This window comes from Moorella sp. E308F (genome assembly GCF_006538365.1).
Taxonomy (GTDB): Bacteria; Bacillota; DSM-521; order Neomoorellales; family Neomoorellaceae; genus Neomoorella.
Genome location: NZ_BJKN01000002.1, coordinates 1 through 18,948, shown reverse-complemented (window position 1 = coordinate 18,948; position 18,948 = coordinate 1). Strand labels below are relative to the sequence as shown.

18 protein-coding genes are annotated in these 18,948 nt (G+C 57.1%); all 18 read right to left on the bottom strand.

The window, feature by feature from the left end; translation table 11 throughout:
* Positions 1-11 precede the first annotated feature (11 nt).
* A complete protein-coding gene (gene spoIIR, locus E308F_RS06470; RefSeq protein ID WP_172613868.1) occupies positions 12-629 on the bottom strand; it encodes a stage II sporulation protein R in 618 nt (205 codons plus the stop codon).
* 58 nt (positions 630-687) lie between these two features.
* Entirely contained in the window at positions 688-1,458 is a 771-nt protein-coding gene (sigG, locus tag E308F_RS06465; RefSeq protein ID WP_172613926.1) for an RNA polymerase sporulation sigma factor SigG, read from the bottom strand.
* Between the two features lie 131 nt (positions 1,459-1,589).
* Positions 1,590-2,318 carry an RNA polymerase sporulation sigma factor SigE gene (gene sigE, locus E308F_RS06460; protein ID WP_141264148.1) on the bottom strand — a complete coding sequence of 243 codons (729 nt, stop codon included), beginning with the start codon at positions 2,316-2,318 and terminating at the stop codon, positions 1,590-1,592.
* A gap of 12 nt (positions 2,319-2,330) precedes the next feature.
* Positions 2,331-3,245 (bottom strand): sigma-E processing peptidase SpoIIGA, encoded by a 915-nt coding sequence (gene spoIIGA / locus E308F_RS06455; RefSeq protein ID WP_172613867.1) that lies wholly within the window; start codon positions 3,243-3,245, stop codon positions 2,331-2,333.
* A 169-nt stretch (positions 3,246-3,414) separates the two neighbouring features.
* Complete coding sequence (gene ftsZ / locus E308F_RS06450) at positions 3,415-4,476, bottom strand: cell division protein FtsZ (protein ID WP_141264147.1); 1,062 nt, start codon at positions 4,474-4,476, stop codon at positions 3,415-3,417.
* Positions 4,477-4,526: 50 nt separating this feature from the next.
* A complete protein-coding gene (ftsA, locus tag E308F_RS06445; RefSeq protein ID WP_141264146.1) occupies positions 4,527-5,759 on the bottom strand; it encodes a cell division protein FtsA in 1,233 nt (410 codons plus the stop codon).
* 90 nt (positions 5,760-5,849) lie between these two features.
* Complete coding sequence (locus E308F_RS06440; RefSeq protein WP_141264145.1) at positions 5,850-6,179, bottom strand: small basic family protein; 330 nt, start codon at positions 6,177-6,179, stop codon at positions 5,850-5,852.
* Between the two features lie 6 nt (positions 6,180-6,185).
* Entirely contained in the window at positions 6,186-6,893 is a 708-nt protein-coding gene (locus E308F_RS06435; protein WP_216364480.1) for a cell division protein FtsQ/DivIB, read from the bottom strand.
* A 212-nt stretch (positions 6,894-7,105) separates the two neighbouring features.
* On the bottom strand, positions 7,106-8,365 hold the full coding sequence (gene murA / locus E308F_RS06430) for a UDP-N-acetylglucosamine 1-carboxyvinyltransferase (protein ID WP_141264143.1): 1,260 nt from the start codon (positions 8,363-8,365) through the stop codon (positions 7,106-7,108).
* Between the two features lie 18 nt (positions 8,366-8,383).
* A complete protein-coding gene (murB, locus tag E308F_RS06425) occupies positions 8,384-9,292 on the bottom strand; it encodes a UDP-N-acetylmuramate dehydrogenase (protein ID WP_141264142.1) in 909 nt (302 codons plus the stop codon).
* Between the two features lie 2 nt (positions 9,293-9,294).
* Positions 9,295-10,701, bottom strand: a complete 1,407-nt coding sequence (murC, locus tag E308F_RS06420; RefSeq protein ID WP_141264141.1) for a UDP-N-acetylmuramate--L-alanine ligase — start codon at positions 10,699-10,701, stop codon at positions 9,295-9,297.
* Positions 10,702-10,848: 147 nt separating this feature from the next.
* A complete protein-coding gene (gene murG / locus E308F_RS06415) occupies positions 10,849-11,970 on the bottom strand; it encodes an undecaprenyldiphospho-muramoylpentapeptide beta-N-acetylglucosaminyltransferase (RefSeq protein WP_141264140.1) in 1,122 nt (373 codons plus the stop codon).
* Between the two features lie 36 nt (positions 11,971-12,006).
* Entirely contained in the window at positions 12,007-13,101 is a 1,095-nt protein-coding gene (ftsW, locus tag E308F_RS06410) for a putative lipid II flippase FtsW (protein ID WP_141264139.1), read from the bottom strand.
* Entirely contained in the window at positions 13,076-14,482 is a 1,407-nt protein-coding gene (murD, locus tag E308F_RS06405; RefSeq protein WP_141264138.1) for a UDP-N-acetylmuramoyl-L-alanine--D-glutamate ligase, read from the bottom strand. Before murD ends, ftsW begins: the two co-directional genes overlap by 26 nt.
* 25 nt (positions 14,483-14,507) lie before the next feature.
* Positions 14,508-15,464: a phospho-N-acetylmuramoyl-pentapeptide-transferase gene (gene mraY / locus E308F_RS06400; RefSeq protein ID WP_141264137.1), complete on the bottom strand. Its 957-nt coding sequence runs from the start codon at positions 15,462-15,464 to the stop codon at positions 14,508-14,510.
* Positions 15,457-16,854: a UDP-N-acetylmuramoyl-tripeptide--D-alanyl-D-alanine ligase gene (locus E308F_RS06395; protein ID WP_141264136.1), complete on the bottom strand. Its 1,398-nt coding sequence runs from the start codon at positions 16,852-16,854 to the stop codon at positions 15,457-15,459. The genes mraY and E308F_RS06395 overlap by 8 nt, the downstream gene beginning before the upstream one ends.
* On the bottom strand, positions 16,848-18,347 hold the full coding sequence (locus E308F_RS06390) for a UDP-N-acetylmuramoyl-L-alanyl-D-glutamate--2,6-diaminopimelate ligase (RefSeq protein ID WP_141264135.1): 1,500 nt from the start codon (positions 18,345-18,347) through the stop codon (positions 16,848-16,850). Before E308F_RS06390 ends, E308F_RS06395 begins: the two co-directional genes overlap by 7 nt.
* Before the next feature lie 170 nt (positions 18,348-18,517).
* On the bottom strand, positions 18,518-18,948 hold a 431-nt coding region (locus tag E308F_RS06385), incomplete at its 5' end, for a PASTA domain-containing protein (RefSeq protein WP_141264134.1).

Sequence of the window (18,948 nt, the reverse complement as noted above, 5' to 3'; positions counted from 1 at the left end):
GCATTGCTGGTTTAAGGCCGCAATCCCGCCAGGCGGTGGCGTGAGGATTGCCATATCTCTAGGATTTTCCAGCCCAATCGGACTTTTGGCGGGCCTTCCTCCCCGGCCATTACCTGCCGGCTGGTAAAGAAGCCGGCATTTACTTTACCGGTGACATCTACCAGGCAGAGAGGTGGAAACAGGATGCACCACCAGTTTTCCCCTTTCCCGGCGCCAATCACCACACGAACGGCCTCGTAGTTTCCCGCCGGGAGAGTTATATCCCCGTAAGCTCGGGTGGGGAAGGCAAAGTCCCCGAATTCCGTCCTCACGGTATAATTTTGTCCTTCCTGCCGGATTTGGGTCTCGGCTGCAGCGGTAATGGCAGCCAGATTGCTGCTCACCAGCCGCCGGGCGGCGCCGATATCCCCGGCTACCGCCAGGTTCCGGCCTATACTGGTGAGAACGGCGTCGCGGACATGGCGTTTTAGCTCCTGATCGGCAACGGTATCGCTGTTGGCAATGACGTGGAGCCGGATTAAGTTATGGGAATTATAGGCCGGTACTGCTGTCTTTCTGCCCGTCCAGGCCGCGTCCCCGCCGAGGAATAATAAGCCGGCCAGGACAAAGAATAATATCGACTTCTTCAATAAAGACACTCCTTGCCACCTCCGTAAATAGGAAATCGAACCGCCGGCTGCCGGCTTCTTATATATACTTGCGCATATGTTGCAAGGCAGCTTTTTCCAGCCGGGAAACTTGGGCCTGGGAGATGCCGATTTCATCGGCCACCTCCATCTGGGTTTTACCTTCAAAAAAGCGCAGGGATAAAATCAGGCGCTCCCGGGGGTTTAATTTATTCATGGCTTCCCGGATGGCTATGTTTTCCAGCCAGCTGCCATCCTGGTTTTTTTCATCACCTATCTGGTCCATAACATATATGGGATCGCCGCCGTCATGGTAGATGGGCTCAAAGAGGGATACCGGTTCCTGGATGGCATCCAGGGCAAAGATTACTTCTTCCTGGGGGAGATTGATTTCCCTGGCTATTTCCGCTACCGAAGGTTCCCGGGCCAGTTTATTTACCAGCGCATCCCTTATCTGGAGAGCTTTGTAGGCAATATCCCTTAAAGAACGGCTGACCCGTATGGGGTTATTATCCCGCAGGTAACGCCTGATCTCTCCGATGATCATGGGTACGGCGTAGGTGGAGAACTTGACGTTCTGGCTCAGATCAAAGTTATCGATGGCCTTCATCAGGCCGATGCAGCCCACCTGGAAAAGGTCGTCGACATACTCGCCGCGGTTGGTAAAGCGCTGGATTACACTCAATACCAGGCGTAAATTACCCTTAATGAGCTTTTCACGGGCCTCCGGTTCCCCCCTTTGCATGGCCTCAAAAAGCTGCCGCATCTCCTCGCTGGTCAGCAAGGGCAACTTGGAGGTATTCACACCGCAAATTTCTACTTTATTGAGCATCACTGGCGAGAAACCTCCTGACGGTGGCTCTGGCATAATTATTACCATGCCTCCCGGCTTTTATACGGGACCGGCAAAAGGGCAAAATAAAGGGAGCTATTTAAGCTCCCGGAAAAAGTAGGGCGGACATTTTATTCCATCCTGGCGATCTCTTTACGCAGGCGTTTGATAATCCGTTTTTCCAGGCGGGAAATGTAGGACTGGGAGATGCCCAGGATGTCGGCTACCTCCTTCTGGGTTTTTTCCACGCCGTCCAGGAGGCCAAAGCGAAATTCCATAATCTTGCGCTCCCGGGCCGAGAGCTTCCGCATGGCCATCTGCAGGAGCTTGCGGTCGATCTCTTCTTCTATGGATTTATAAATAATATCGTTTTCCGTCCCCAGGACATCGGAAAGCAAAAGCTCATTGCCGTCCCAGTCAATGTTTAACGGCTCGTCAAAAGAAACCTCGGCCCGTGTTTTATTGTTACGCCGCAGGTGCATTAAAATTTCATTTTCAATACAGCGGGAAGCATAGGTGGCCAGCTTGATGCGCTTCTTGGGATCAAAGGTATTGACAGCTTTAATAAGGCCGATGGTACCAATGGAGACCAGGTCTTCAATCCCCACGCCGGTATTTTCAAATTTGCGGGCGATGTAGACTACCAGGCGCAGGTTGCGCTCGATAAGGACGGTTTTTACACCGGCGTCGCCGTCCTCCAGGCGCAGGAGAAGGTCGGATTCTTCATCGCTGGAAAGGGGGGGCGGTAAGGTTTCACTGCTGCCGACATAAAAAACTTCGCCCAACCATTTCAACCTGGCTACCAGGTGGCTGTAAAACGCCTGGATTTTTAATTTAGCAATTACAAACAGCTCCCGCACGAGCTCTCCCCCCTAGAGGCCCATACTGGCTTGTAGCAAATCTGGGTGTAATAAGGCGCAATAATTCCCCTCCGTGGACAGCCTTTCCCTGTACAGGCCCAGAATGACGTTTTTTATCTTAATCATGCGTTCGTTAGTGATGACAATTACTTCGTCGGGTCTAAGGCCCAGCAACATACCATGGCTCCGGCCCAGGGAATGATATGGTAGCAGGTGGAGCCTTGTCGCCCAGGGCGAGCCGGCCAGGGACTTTACCAGGCTTTCCAGGTCGGTCTCCTCCTGGCTGCTGTAGTGTTTAATAATTTCTTCCGGGAGAAGGCCCTGAAGGGCGCTGTATTCGACAATAATTACCGGCCTCTGGGTAAGGGGATCGCGCAGGCTGTTGCCGGTATCAACCAGGGCCTTTAAGGCCCGCTGCCGGCCGGCAAAGGTTATGATCACCTTAAGGCGCAGTACCTGCTGCCAGAAGTTTTTTTTAAGCCAGTTTGTCCCAAGAACGGCCAGCAGCCCGGCAGCAGCCACGGCCGCCAGCAGCCACGGGTAACGGATATTCTGGGACAGAACCATCATTCCCCCCATCACCGGTGTTGCCGCCTCACCGCCGGTTAGGTAAATAGCCCCCAGCATCGCCCCTCCCATGGCAAAGGCCGCCAGGTAAAAATAGACCAGGGCCTGGAGAAACCGCCGCCCGTTTAAAGGATAAAAGGCTGCCACGACCATAACGAGGGAAAATAAAATCTTAACAAGCAGAGACTGACCCCACTCGCCACCGGGAAACAGGATGACCAGGGAATAAACTGCTCCTACCGCTGCTCCGGCGAGCAGCCGCCAGCCGGTTGTCGCCAACTGTCCCAGCCTGGCCGTCGTCCAGAGGATTAAGTAATCCATTACCAGGTTAATGGCCAGCAGGACATCTAAATAAACCACAGGTAGATCAGCCTCCCTTTCCCGGAGGTTAGGCTAATTATTACCATGATATGAGTATTATGGCAGTTTCATAACTATAACTTATTATATAACCTCCTCATGGAAAATTTTGTCATTTAATGGGTAATAAAAAACCTGTTACCCTAAAGGTAACAGGTTTAAAAGACAATTACCTGCGCCGCAGGAAGGCCGGTATGTCCAGGTCGTCAATATTAAAGGGCTTAATATTGAGATCCACATCCCGGGCTGCCGCTGCCTCTTTCTGGGCTGCCGGCACGGTTTCAAAACCGGTAGCAATGACGGTAACGCGGATTTCATCCTTCAAGCTTTCATCAATGACGGCACCAAAAATTATGTTCGCTTCCGGGTCGGCCGCCGCGGCCACGATTTCCGCCGCCTCATTAACTTCCAGGAGCCCCAGGTTGGTGCCCCCGGTAATATTTAGCAGCACACCGCGAGCCCCTTCAATGGAGGTTTCCAGCAAAGGGCTGGATATGGCCATCCTGGCTGCTTCCGCAGCCCTTTTTTCCCCAGTAGCCCTACCGATACCCATCAGAGCCGAACCGGCATCGCTCATAATGGTCTTGACATCGGCAAAATCCAGGTTGATCAATCCGGGCACGGCAATAAGGTCGGAAATGCCCTGGACGCCCTGGCGCAACACATCATCGGCTATGCGGAAGGCTTCCAGGATAGAGGTCTGCTTATCGGCTACCTGCAGCAACCGGTCGTTGGGAATAATAATCAGTGTGTCAACCTTTGTCTTTAACTCCTCTATGCCGGCCTCCGCCTGTTTGGCCCGTTTCCGGCCTTCAAAGCTAAAGGGGCGGGTAACAACGCCAACAGTCAGGGCCCCGGCCTCCTTGGCGATCTGGGCCACCACCGGGGCCGCCCCGGTACCTGTACCGCCGCCCATGCCGGCAGTGACAAAAACCATATCAGCCGCCTGCAGACGCTGGGCCAGCTCTTCCCGGCTTTCTTCAGCTGCCTTTTTACCAATTTCGGGATTGGCCCCCGCCCCCAGGCCCTTGGTCAGCTTGGCACCAATTTGGATCTTCTGTTCTGCCTGGCAAAGGCGCAGTGCCTGGGCATCTGTATTAACGCTGATAAATTCTACTCCCCGCAGGCCGGCAGCAATCATGCGATTAACAGCATTACTGCCACCTCCACCTACCCCCACCACTTTAATGACCGCAAATTGATTGAGATCACCGTCCTCAAATTCCAGCACCCGAACTCCTCCTTTAACACGATATGGCCATAATATTTTTCATGTTTTTATTAAAAAAGTTCCCGCCACCAGTTTTTTAGCCGTGACCAGAAGTTCTCCCAGATAGCCTCGCGTGCGGCGGCCGCCTGGGTATGGGCCAGGCGACCGGCGCCGTAATTCACCAGGCCTACAGCTGTAGCATAAGCCGGAGAAGCCACCATATCGGCCAGCCCACCGCTGTTCTCTGGCCAGCCCAGGCGGACCGGCATGGCTAAGGCTTCGCTTGCCAGCTGGGTTATTCCTTCGAGTAATGCACCGCCTCCTGTCAAAACCACTCCTCCCGGTAAAAGGCCCTGGAAATGGGAGCCGTCAATCTCCCGGCGAACGAGGTTAAAAATCTCCTCTACCCGGGGCTCGATAATGGCCGCCAGCATCTTCCTGGGTACCCGCTTTTTCTCCTTGCCCCCTACTGCCGGCACCTCAACAAATTCATTTTCCGCTGCCAGCTCCGCCAGGACGCAACCATGTTCCTTTTTAATGATCTCGGCCTGAGTGAGGGGGGTGCGTAAACCTACTGCCAGGTCACTGGTTATATGCTCGCTCCCTATGGGCAGAACAGCGGCAAACCACAGGCACCCCTGGGAGATTACGGCGATTTCCGTCGTCCCCCCGCCGATATCTACCACAACGGTACCCAGCTCCTTCTCTGCTTGCTGGAGTACCGCCTCGGCCGAGGCCAGGGGATTCAAAACCAGTTCATCAACTGCCAAGCCGGCTCGCTGCACGCTTTTTATGGTGTTCTGGACGGCGGCCCCGGCTGCGGTGACAATCTGGGTTTCCACTTCCAGGCGCGAACCACTCATGCCGATGGGGTCCATGATGCCATCATAGCCATCAACAATATACTGGCGCGGCAGGACGTGGATAATCCTCCTGTCGGCCGGCAGGGGGATTACCCGGGCTGCCTGGAGGACCCGTTCCACATCTTCGGGCCCTACTTCACCGTCTTCGCCGGTAACGGCTACTACCCCGCGGTTGTTAACGGAGCCAATATGGGGACCTGTCAGGCCAACAAAGGCCGAAGAAATATGACAACCGCTCATGCGCTCGGCCTGTTCCACCGCTTTTTCAATGGCCCGGGCTGTATTTTCTATATCCACAATTATACCTTTACGCAAGCCTCCGGACGGTGTTTCCCCCAGGCCGATGATGTTCAGGCGGCCCTGTAGCGTGATTTCCGCCACAACTGCAACCACCTTGGTGGTGCCTATATCGAGACCGACCACCACGTTATCCTTGGGCAAACTCTGGCACCTCCAGGCTCCCCGGGGCTTCTATTAAGAAGGAGAATTCAACATAACTTTCGCTTTCCCTTTTTTTGCAAATAGATTTTCTCACTTTTTCAGCAGGTGGCGCCGGATGATAGCCAGGTTCTGGAATAAACGCATGCCAAAGACCAGAACGGCAGCAAGATACAGCTCAACCCCCAGCTGATCACCTATATAAGCTAAAAAGGCCGCCAGCAAAGTATTGGAAAAAAAACCCGTGAGAAAGATGGCATTATCAAAATTATCCTCCATGTTGGCCCTAATGCCCCCAAAAACGGAATCCAGGGCTGCCAGGACGGCCACCGACATATACTTGCTGTAGACAACCGGTACCTTTACGGGTATCATGAGGCCAATCAATACCCCAAAGATAAGGCCGATTAAGGGTATCCACATCTTTTTTCATCCCTTCTTCTCCTGTTTTTCAACCTGATTAAATTTTACTACCGGCGGTCCCGCAAAACTAACATCAATATACTCAACAGCCTCCCTGCCGGCAAGGCCCCGGAGGGCTTCATGGAGCCTGCTGAGCTTCTCCGCCACCTGTTGCTCGTCGCCAAACTTAACCAGGATATTGCCCGCCCAGATCAACTGCAGGTTATCAGGGGAAGAGGCTATTATCTCCTGAAGCTGGTTTAAATCGTCAGGTGGCACCTGCCGGACCACTGCCAGGGCAGCCTGCAGGCCGGGGTGATTAATCTCCCTGCCGGGGCCGGTATTCTCCAGCTTGCCCACGCCGGAAATGAGGGGCAGCTGCAGGTGGCCTATGCGCGGTATTCTTTCCATGACTACACCACTGCCATCAACGAGTAAAAAGCTGCCATCCTGCACCAGGATAGCCACCGGTGTCCTTTCCTCGATCTGAACGACCAAGGTTCGCGGCCAGTGACGGCTCACCCTGGCCCTGGCCACCAGGGGATGGGTGGCCAGTCGTTTGGCAATTGCCGAAGTATCCACCTGCCAGAGGTTAATGCCCCTGGCCACGCCTATTAAATTTTCCAGTTCAACCCTGGGGATATGCTCGTTTCCTTTAATCTCTATGTTTTCCAGGCTAAAGAAACCAGAATGGATAAAATAAAATAAGGCCGTTACCGTTAATAAGAAAAACAATATTCGGCGCATCCGCTGTCGGCGCCGCCGGTAAACGCGGGGTGAATGGGCCTGGATAACCATTTACCCACCTCATTTACTGCCATTATACCAGAAAATGCAGGCCTGTCCAGTAAGGGGAGGTGAGAAGTGGGAAGTGAGAGGTGGAATTTTATGGAAGGGATTGGCATAGCTAATTCCTTCCAAATTTTTTGCCTCCCATCTCCCACTTCTCACCTCCCCTCTAGCCGCCGGATATCCGCCCCCAAACTGCTTAAGCGTACTTCCAGTTGTTCGTAGCCCCGATCCAGGTGGGCAACGCCTTCTACCCGGGTTTGCCCTTCAGCCATGAGGCCGGCAATCACCAGGGCCGCCCCGGCCCGCAGGTCGGAAGCTTCCACCGGACAGCCGCTTAAACCCGGGACGCCGTTGATTACTGCCACCCGCCCCTCAATTTTAATATCGGCTCCCAGGCGCCGCAATTCAGCAGCATGTTTAAAACGATTTTCAAAAATGCTCTCCACCAGGACGCTGGTCCCGCTGGCTACCGTCATCAACGCCATGAGCTGGGGCTGCATATCGGTAGGAAAACCCGGGTAGGGTAAAGTCTTGCAGTCGACGGCCTTTAATCGTGCCGGGCTCTTGAGGCGAATGCCGTCCCTTTTAACCGTAATCTTCGCCCCCATCTCCGTTAACTTGGCCAGGACGGCCAGAAGGTGTTCCGCCCGGCAATCCTTTACAAAAACATCGCCGCCGGCTCCGGCTGCTGCCGCCAGGAAGGTGCCGGCTTCAATCCGGTCCGGAATAATCTCATAGTCTGCCTGCTTAAGCTCCTTAACCCCTTCAATGCGGATGGTATCCTGGCCAGCGCCGTGAATCCGCGCTCCCAGGCTATTTAAGAAATTCTGCAGGTCAACGATTTCCGGTTCCCGGGCGGCATTGTGGAGGATGGTAACCCCTTCAGCCAGGACGGCGGCCATCATCAGGTTTTCCGTCGCCCCGACGCTGGGAAAGTCCAAATAGAAGGAAGTTCCCTGGAGGCCGGTCGTTCTGGCTTCAATGTAGCCCTGATTTTCCGTTACTTCAGCGCCCATGGCCCTGAAACCTTTCAGGTGCAGATCCATGGGCCGGGAGCCGATGGCACAGCCGCCGGGATAGGGAACCCGGAAGTAGTGGTAACGCCCCAGGAGGGGTCCCATAACCAGGTTGGAAGCCCTGAGTTGCCGCATCAATTCTGCCGCTACTTCGGGCGAGGTTACCGTTGCCGGACTCACATGCAGGGCTGTATTACTTCGTTCTATCTTTAGCCCCAGGGAGCGAATGACGGCCGCCATCACGGCAACATCCTGGAGGTTTGGTACGCGCCGCAAAGTGCACTCCCCTGTCGCCAGGAGCATGGCCGCCATAATAGGGAGGGCCGCATTTTTGGCCCCGTTGACGGTCACCGTCCCTTCCAGGCGCCGCCCCCCATTGATAACCAGACACTCCTCCAAGGCCTACCCCTCCCCTAGCTACAGGCCTTCACCCCAAACTTCCACTTCCAGTTCCAGGTTGATCCCGAAAGCCCTGGCTACAGCCTCCTGGATCCTGGCTATGAGTTCCAGGACATCGGCAGCAGTAGCCCGGCCCAGGTTAATGATAAAGTTAGCGTGTTTGGTTGACACCTGCGCCTGGCCGGCCAGCCACCCCTTGGCCCCCACCTCTTCAATGAGCTGACCCGCATAATAGCCCGGCGGGTTTTTAAAGACGCTGCCGGCATTGGGCCATTCCAGGGGCTGCCTGGCCCGCCGACGCTCAAGATTTGCCTGCACCCTTTCTTTGATAAGCCGGGGGTCCCTGGCAGTCATTGCCAAATCGACAACAACAACCGTCTCATTCCGGCGTAAGGAAGTGGAACGATAGCTAAAGGTTATATCCTGGCCCTCCAGGTAACGCCGGCTGCCGTCAGGGGCAACTACCTCCACCCCGCGGACAATATCTCCCAGGCAGCCCTCCGGAGTACCGGCATTCATGATCACGGCCCCGCCTATGGTGGCCGGAATACCGGCGGCAAACTCCAGGCCCCCCAGGCCATGCCGGACGGCGATCTCCAGCACCCGGGCAAGGAGAGCGCCGGCGCAGGCCTTTATGACCTGGTCCAGGACCACAACCTGGCGCCAGGCTCTGGTCTGGACTACCAGGCCGCGGACACCGCCGTCCCGCACTAAAAGATTGGAGCCGTTACCCATAATATGCAGGGGTAAACCCTTTCGTCGCGCAAAATCCAGGCAGAAATCAAATTCTTCTCCGGTTGCCGGCCGGGCGAGCAAATCGGCCGGCCCGCCTATGCGCCAGGTCGTGTGGCGGGCCAGAGGTTCGTTGATCAACACTTCTCCCTGTAAACCCTGCTGTAGTTCTCGCGCCAGGGACGCTAGATGCATGATCAAGCGCCCACCTCGCAAAAAGCCTGTTTTGCAGCCAGGAAGCGGGCCAGCTGAACCCCTACCTGCCACACATCCCCGGCTCCCATGGTTAAAATCAAGTCCCCGGCAGTACAGGATTCTTTTAGAAAAGCCATGGTTTCTTCCAGGGTAGGCAGGTAATAAACCTGCGGGTGGCCGTTTCTTTTGATTTCGTCCAGGATAAGCCGGGAAGTTACCCCATCCATGGGTTTTTCCCCGGCTGCATATATGTCATTGATAATGACAATATCAGCCCGGTTAAAGGCACGCCCGAATTCCCGGTAGAGGTGGTAGGTCCGGGTATAACGGTGGGGCTGGAAGACGGCTACCACCCGCCGCGCTCCCACCTGGCTAGCCGCCGCCAGGGTAGCTTCAATTTCCGTCGGGTGGTGGGCATAGTCATCAACCACCCGGATAGCACCATCATCCCAGAGGACCTCAAAGCGGCGGCCGGCACCACGAAAAGCCTCCAGGGCCCGGGCAATGACCGGAAAGGGTATTTCCACCTGGTGAGCTACGGCAATGGCCCCCAGGGCATTCAAAATATTATGACGCCCCGGTACCTTTAAAACGAGTTCTCCCAGGTAGCGTTCATGGTAATATATGGTAGCACGTCCCCCAAGGCCCTGTAAGGTTACCTTGCTGGCCCGGTAGTCGGCCTCGCCATTAAAGCCATAAGTAATTACCGCCCGCCTGCATCCCCTGGCAAGCAGCGCCACCCGGGGATCTTCGGTACACAAAACGGCCCTGCCGTTCGGACGGACCTGGTCCAAAAATGCGGCGAAGGCGGCGACGATTCTTTCCAGGCTGCCGTAATGATCCAGGTGATCGCTCTCGATATTAGTTACCAGGGCGATTTCCGGCTTTAACCATAAAAACGAACCGTCGCTTTCATCGGCCTCGGCTACGAAATAAGGTCCCCTCCCCGGCAATGTATTACCATCAAACTCACGGACATAACCGCCAATAACGGCTGTTGGATCCAGGCCGGCTTCCTTCAGGGCCAGGGCTACCATTGCAGAGGTAGTGGTTTTACCGTGGGCGCCGGCCACAGCAATACCTCGCCGGGCGTTAAATAACCGCGCCAACAGTTCCCCGCGCTTGATAACGGGTAAACCTCGGCTGCAGGCGGCAATAATTTCCGGATTATCCGGCGGCACTGCCGAGGAGATAACAACCTCCTGCACTTCCGGAGCTATATTCCCTGCTTCATGACAATGGTAGATTACGGCACCCTGTGCTGCCAGTTGCCGGGTAAATTGATTTTCCTTGGGGTCCGAGCCTGATACCCGGTAACCCTGGACCAGCAACAGCTGGGCCAGGCCGCTCATACCCACCCCACCAATACCGACGAAGTGGGTCCACCCCCTTGCTTCCAAATCTTTCATCTCCCTCCGCGAAGCTGCTCCCGCCCTGGCTGCTACATTTGCATCATATGCATGGCCTGCATAACAGGTGCCTGAGAAGAGTGCAGCCGGTTCCCAGCATGGGAGGACAACTCCCGGGGCGGGATACAGGCTTGTCCTGCGTTAGAATTAACGTTTATACCTTTCCAGCTCGGCTAAAATTATTTCTAATATGGCCTCCAGGGCATCAGGCCGGCCCAATCTCTTCGCTGCTGCTGCCATGGCCTGCAGGCGCCCGCGATCGGCCAGGAGATGGTTAATTATCTGATGGAGACGTCCGCCTTTCAGTTCCTGGTCCAGGATGAGAATGGCCGCCCCTTTCCTGGCTACAGCCCGGGCGTTATACTCCTGGTGATTGGCGGCAGCATGAGGGTAAGGAATCAGGATTGAAGGTAAGCCCCTGGCCAGTATTTCCGCCAAAAAAGAAGCCCCTGCCCGTCCGATTATCAGGTCAGCCGCCGCCAGGGCATGCTCCAGGTCATAAACATAGGGCTTGATGGTAATATTTCCATATTTGTCCAGGTCTATTCCCCGTTCCCGCACCTGCTGCAGGTATCCTTCATAGTCACGGCGCCCTGTTACCTGAAGTATACTCACATCAGGCCGCCCGGCCAATTCTTTCAGTACCGGCAACATGGCCTGATTGAGGCTCCGGGCCCCCTGGCTGCCGCCGACAACCACTATGAAGAACTGATTTTCTGGGAGGCCCAACTGCCGGCGGCTAACGCCGCGGTCGGCCCGGAGAATTTCCGGCCGCACCGGCAGGCCGGTTGTTACCAGGCGGGCACGGCGGGGGAAACTTCCTGCCGCTTCGGGGAAGGTGAGGCAAACGGCCCGGGCCATGTTGGCCAGCAGGCGGTTGGTAAGGCCGGGAAAGGCATTCTGTTCATGGATAACCACCGGTATGCCCTGCAGGGCAGCGGCCAGGCACACCGGGCCACTAACGTAGCCGCCGGTACCTACAACCAGATCGGGTCGGAAGCGCCGCACCTGGAACCAGGCTTCTCCCAGGCCCCGGGCTATTTTCGCCAGGGCGGGGACGTTCTTCCAGATCCGGCGCCGTTCCAGCCCCTGGACGGTAATGGTTGCAAAAGGCAGGCCGGCCCGGGGAACGACATCGGCTTCCAGCCCCCTACCTGTACCAATATACAATAATTCTATCTCCGGCCGTACCTGGTGCAGGCCCCGGGCAATAGCCAAGGCCGGGTAGACATGACCGCCGGTCCCCCCGCCGGTAATAATAATTCGCAAGGGTAGTTCACCTCTAAACCAGCACCGGCCACCGCGTTAGTGCCGGGCATAGCGGGATATATTGAGCAAAATACCGACACCCAGCAAGGTAAAAATCAGGGAAGAACCCCCGTAGCTCACCAGGGGCAAGGTGATGCCCGTCACCGGCAGCATCCCCGTGACCACCCCCATATTGATCAGGGCCTGGAGGGCCAGCATTATGGTCAGGCCGGCGGCCAGGAGGCTCCCAAAGGCATCGGGAGCTTTAAAAGCGGTATGGAACCCTCGCCAGACCAGGATTAAAAAGAGGATTACCACCAGGGCGGCGCCGATAAACCCCAGCTCTTCGCTTAAAATGGCGAAGATAAAGTCCGTGTGGTTTTCCGGAAGGTAATACAGCTTCTGCCGCCCCTGGCCCAGACCGGTACCGAAGAGGCCGCCGGAGCCAATTGCCAGCAGGGACTGGATCGTCTGCCAGCCATTCCCGCGGGGGTCGGCCCAGGGGTTTAGAAAGGCGGTAAAACGGGCCATACGGTAGGGGGCAATGATAATGGCCAGGGCCACCGCCGCCACCCCCAGGACCGCCAGCAGGGCCAGGTAACGTTTATCCGCCCCCCCTACCATGAGCATGAAGTAGGTGGTCCCGGCCACGGCCACAGCTGTGCCAAGGTCGGGCTGGGCCAGGATAAGGAGACACACCATGGCCATCAGGGCGAGATAAGGTCCTATCCCTTGCACCAGGGAATGGAGACGCTGGCGGTTCTGGGCCAGGCTGCTTGCCAGGAAGATGACCATGGCCAGTTTTATAGTTTCCGAAGGCTGGAAACTTAAGGAGCCCACCCCCAGCCAACGGGCCGAACCCCGGGAAGCGGTGCCGATAATCAGGACCAGCACCAGAAGGATAACGGCCAACCCCAGGAAAGGAGCTGCCAGGCGGCGCAAATAGATATAATCAAGCTGCATGGTAAAAAAAAGCCCGCTCAGGCCTATAGCCGCCCAGGCCAGCTGGCGTTTTAAAAAGTAGTAGGGGTCGCCATAGTTGTAGGAGGAAGTAAGGGCGCTGGCGCTAAAAACCATGATAATCCCTATCCCGAGCAGGAGCACACATGGCAGTAAGATCCAGAAATCAACGGGCCCCGCCCTGCGGCGCATGATGGTTACCTCCTCCGTAGCTGTTTTCCGCCAGTTCACGTACTATACTTTTGAACAGGTCGCCCCGTTCTTCGTAGTTTTTAAACATATCCCAGCTGGCGCAGGCCGGCGAGAGCATGACGATGTCCCCTGGGGAGGCCTGTCGGGCTGCCTTAAGGACGGCATCTTTAAAATCAGAGGCCCGGTAGATATGCTCAATCCCCGCCCTCCTGGCAGCCTGCTCCAGGTCGCAAGCCGCTTCGCCCACCAGGACCAGGTACTTGACCCGGCCGGCCATTTTCTGAGCCAGCAGAGTAAAGTCACTGCCTTTATTCCTCCCCCCGGCAATAAGGACCAGGGGGTTGGGATAGGCCTCAATAGCCTTCATGGTCGCCTCGGGGTTCGTCCCTTTAGAGTCATTAATATAGAGGACACCGTCCACTTCGGCTATCCGTTCCAGGCGGTGGGGAACACCGGGGAAGGTTTTTAGAGTGGCTATTAACTGTTCCGGCTTTACCCCCAGAGCCAGGGCAACCAGGGAAGCTGCCAGGCAGTTTTCGAGGTTATGGGCGCCTTTTAAAGAAAGCTCTGCCCGGTGGCACAACCTGATTTCCCCGTGCCCGAGGTTGGCGTAGATTACATCGTCTTTAAGAAAGGCACCCGGCTCCGGCTGCTGCCGGCGGCTGAAAAATAATACCCGGGCTTTCGTCTTATCAGCCAGATCGCGGGTTAAGGGATCATCGTAATTTAAAACGGCAAAATCTCCCGCCTCCTGGAAGGCCATGAGGCGAGCTTTGGCGGCTATATAGCCGGCTAAATCGCCATGGCGGTCCAGGTGGTCCGGGGTAATATTCAAAATCACCGCCACCCGCGGGCGGAAAGAGGCTACGGTCTCCAGCTGGAAGCTGCTGACCTCGCAAACGACATAGCCTCCCGGAGCTATCTCCTTTATTTCCTTTACCAGGGGAATGCCGATATTGCCCCTTACTACCACCGGCAGGCCGGCATCCTGGAGGATCTGCCCGCACAGGGCGGTGGTAGTTGTCTTGCCGTTGGTCCCGGTAACGGCTGCTATCTTTACCCCCGGCGGCAGGAGGCGGTAGGCCAGCTCCAGTTCACTCCATATGGGAATCCCCAGCTGCCGCGCCCCAGCCAGGGGCGGTTCCCAGGAAGGTACACCGGGACTGGTTACCACCAGGTGGGGTTGCAGCAAAGCTACTTCCGGGTAGCGGCCTAAGATAAGCTCCACCCCGGCCCTGCTTAAAGCATCTAATTCTTCCCCCTCCAGCAATTTGTGATCACAGGCCGTAACCCTGGCGCCCAGGCGGGCCAATTCGGCTGCTGCCGCCCGGCCGCTTTTACCCAGGCCTACTACCAGTACTTTCTTGCCCTGCCAGGACATTTTTCTACCTTCTTCCTGTCCACTTTTAAATAGTTAAAACATAAAGCCCGGCTGCAGCCAGAACTATGGCCAGGACCCAGAAAAAAAGCACTACTCTCGTTTCCGGCCAGCCGGCCAGTTCAAAGTGATGGTGCAGGGGGCTCATGCGAAAGAGGCGCCGGCCGGTAAGGCGAAAGGAAGCTACCTGGAGGATCACCGAAAGGGCTTCGATAACGTAAACCCCGCCCAGGACCGGCAATACCAGTTCCGTCCGGGTCATGATGGCCAGGAAACCGATGGCCGCCCCCAGGGCCAGGGAACCGGTATCACCCATAAAAACTTTCGCCGGATGGAAATTATACGCTAAAAAACCCAGACATCCTCCCGCCAGGGCGGCAGCAAATATTGCCATCTCCCGCTGCCCGGCAGCCAGGGCTATAAGGCCATAGGCCAGGGCCACCCACAGGGTAATGCCGGCCGCCAGGCCGTCCAGCCCATCCGTCAGGTTAACGGCGTTAGTTGTAGCCACCATGAGCAAGGCCGCCAGCAGCGGGTAAGACCAGCCCAGGTCCAGGGTTAAACCGGTTAAAGGCACCTGGAGGGCGCTGCCCCGGCCCAGCCAGAGCATGGCCACCACGCCGGCTACCAGGCCCAGGAACACCTGGCCGCCCAGCTTCTGGCGGGCATAAAGGCCTAAAGGGCGGTGGCAAACTACCTTCAAGCCATCGTCAGCAAGGCCAATCAAAGCATAACCCCAGGTTAGAATGAGAGCCGATAACATTAACGGTGAAACCGGGGCCATTACCAGGGAAGCGGCGGTCAAGCCGGTTAAAAATAAGATGCCACCCATGGTCGGGGTACCGGTTTTGGCCAGGTGGCGGCGAGGGCCGTCATCGCGAACAGTCTGCCCGGCCTTCAGACGTTTTAAAATAGCAATTACCGCTGGCCCCAGGATTATGGTAATCCCCGCCGCCAGGCCCAGGGCTTTTAAAGCCTCAGCCATCGGCCTCCCCCTCCCAGGCGGCCAGGACCTGCTCCATCCCCGCCAGGCGGGAGCCCTTAAAAAGGACGACATCCCCGGCCCCTAGATCCAGCAGGTGCCCCACTGCTTCCCTGTGACTGGCGCAGCTGAAAACCTGTCCCGGCGGCATGCCGGCGGCTATTGCCCCGGCAGCTATTTCCCGGGCCAGTTCCCCTACGGTAACCAGGCGAAAAAGGCCTAATCCAGCGGCAAACCTGCCCACCTCCCGGTGGAGGGCCGGAGCCATGGGTCCCAGTTCGCGCATATCCCCCAGGACGGCCACCTTGCGGCCCGGCAGAGCGGCCAGGACCTGGAGGGCGGCCTGCATGGACTCGGGATTGGCGTTGTAGGCATCGTTAAAAACCAGGCAGCCCCCCGGTCCCGGCCGCATCTCCTGACGCAAGTTTTCAGCCGGCCAGTTTTTCAGCCCCGCGGTCATGGTATCCGGAGCCAGGTTTAAGGTGTAACCGGCGGCCAGGGCGGCCAGGGTATCGTAAACATTGTGCAGGCCCGGCACCGGTATTTGCAGCCGGATCTCTGCTTCAGGAAAAACGGCGGTAAAGATCGTGCCCTGCGCTCCCAGGACGGTAATGTCCCGGGCCATGACATCCGCCTGGCTCCTGATACCGTAAAAGATTACCCGGCAGGGGCAGGTAGCTGCCAGCTTACGGCACCATTCGTCGTCGCCGTTTAAAATGGCCACCCCTCCGGGGGGCAGGGCGGCCAGAAGTTCCCCCTTGGCCGCGGCGATATTGGCCACTGAACCCAGGCGTTCCAGGTGGGCCGTACCGATATTGGTTATGATGCCCATGGTGGGACGGGCGATAGCACAAAGGGCGGCTATCTCTCCCCGGCCCCGCATGGCCATCTCTACCACGGCGGTCTCGTGTTCAGGTGATAGGCTCAAAAGGGTCAGGGGCAGGCCAATCTCGTTGTTAAAATTGCCCGGGGTCTTTAAAACCTTCATTCCCGAACTTAACACAGCGGCCACCAGATTTTTGGTCGTGGTCTTGCCGCTGGAGCCGGTAACGGCGATGAGAGGACCGTTAAAATTTTTCTGCCGGTGGAAAGCGGCCAGCCGTTGCAGGGCCTTAAGGGTGTCCTCCACCTGAATCAGGACCTGTTCCGGCTGCCGGCCGGCCACTATTTCCGCCGGGAAGTGTTCACCTATGGCCGCCGCCGCTCCAGCGGCCAGGGCCGCCCCGATAAAGTCATGGCCGTCAAAGCGCTCCCCTTTAAGGGCGATAAAAAGCATCCCCGGCTTGATGGAACGGCTATCAGTGCTGGCGCCCCTGACCGTGGTTGTCACTTCCCCGCCAACCAGCCGGCCTTGAACGGCGGCACATATTTCCCCGGCCTTTGCCGCTAACATGAACTTCCCTCCCCGGTATAACCCAGGGCTGCCAGTTCTTCCCTGGCTACCTGGCGATCATCAAAAGGCAGGATCCGGCCCTTGACGATCTGGTAGGTCTCGTGACCCTTGCCGGCAATAACCACCATATCCCCCGGCCGGGCCCGCGCCAGGGCCGCGGCAATGGCCCGGCGCCGGTCCACCACCACCTGGTAGCTGGCGCCGGGTACTTCCTCTACCCCGGGAAGAATATCGGCAATTATGGCCTCCGGATCTTCATCGCGGGGGTTGTCAGACGTAATAATGCAGTAATCGCTTAATCGGACGGCTGCTTTACCCATCAGGGGACGCTTGCCCCGATCCCGGTTACCGCCGCAACCGAAAACAACAATCAAATCCCCCTTGGTTACCTGCCGGGCCGCCTGGAGGACATTCTCCAGGCCGTCGGGGGTATGGGCATAATCGACGACTACATTGAAGGGCTGACCCTGGCGCACTTGCTCCAGGCGGCCGGGTACACCCTTGACTTCTCCTAAAGTTTTCACAATCGCCACGTGGTCAATGCCTTCCCGCCAGGCTACGGTAAAAGCCGCCAGGGCATTGTAAATATTAAAGCGACCGGTAAGTTGGAGTTCGAGTTCCGTTTCTCCCTCCGGCCAGGTCACCCGGCAGGTAGCACCGCCCGCTGTCAAATTTATATCTCGGGCCCGGACCTGGCATTCAGGACTGCAGCCATAAGTAATCACGGGTACCGGGATCAAGGTTTTTAAGCGGGCGCTGTAGGGGTCATCGCCGTTGATGACGGCGTATTTGGGTCCTCCTTTAACACCCTGGCCCAGGTTCTGGAAAAGACTGGCTTTGACTTTAAAATAGTCCTCCATATCCCGGTGGAAATCCAGGTGATCCTGGGTTAAATTGGTAAAAACCGCCACGTCAAACTCAGCCCCTTCCACCCGGTGCAGGGCCAGGGCATGGGAGGATACCTCCATGACCACTCCTTGAGCCCCCAGGTTAACCAGCTGGTGCAGAAGGGCCTGCAAGTCCAGGGCTTCCGGGGTGGTGTGGGCGGCCGGCAAGACCTTATCGCCCAGGCGATTGCCGATGGTGCCCAGCAAACCGGTAGGCCGGCCGGCGCCCTCCAGCGTAGCCTGGATGAGGTGGGTGGTCGTAGTCTTGCCATTGGTGCCGGTTACTCCGATAAGGCGCAACCGCCGGCTGGGATAACCGTAGAAACGGGCCGCAAGCATACCTAAGGCCCGGCGGCTGTTACCTACTCGTGCCCAGGCCACGCCGGGTGGCAAGGAGACTTCCTCCTCCAGGACGATGGCTACCGCGCCTCTAGCTATAGCGTCCTTTATATATAAGTGGCCGTCAGTCTTAAAGCCTTTGATGGCTACGAAAAGAAAACCAGGCTGCACCTGCCGGGAATCATAATGGAGCCCGGTAAGGGGAACCTGCTGTTCGCCGCCGCAATCTATAACATCTATAGCAGCTACTAATTCCTCCAAGGTCACTGCAAAATGTTCCTCCTCGGAAAAAGGGTTCTGCCAGAAATGGTGCCTTCTGGCGGGGATATGTCCCCGCCCCTACCTGCCCTGAGTGGTTTAGCTATATTTTTACCATCTGCTGGCAATTTAACCTTGGAATGGTTTTAGCCCGGCGCCGCAAGCGCCGGGCTATTATACTACGGTCCCAGTGCTTCCAGGGATGGTTCAAAGAACTTGACCCTTACTTTTGTGCCATGGGAGACAACTGTTCCCGGGGGAGGATCCTGCTCGGCCGCCTGGCCGGTCCCTTCCGGTACCAGGCCCAGTCCATAAGCCTCGAGGATTTCCGCCGCCTCGCTAATCCGCAGGCCGGCAACATCCGGTACCCGGGGCCTGTCGGGATCGCCCTGTAGGTACAGGATCACATGGGTTCCCGCCGGGACGACGGCTCCTCCTTTAGGCACCTGGGCAATTACCTGTCCTCCACTGCCTTCCACCCGAACGGCCAGGCCGGCCTTATCCAGTTCAGCCCGGGCCGCAGCAAGGTCAAGGCCGACGACATTGGGTACGGTAACCGGCGCCGGGGGCTTTTCCTGGTCCTTCTGCTCGCTGTCATACTGGGGCGGTA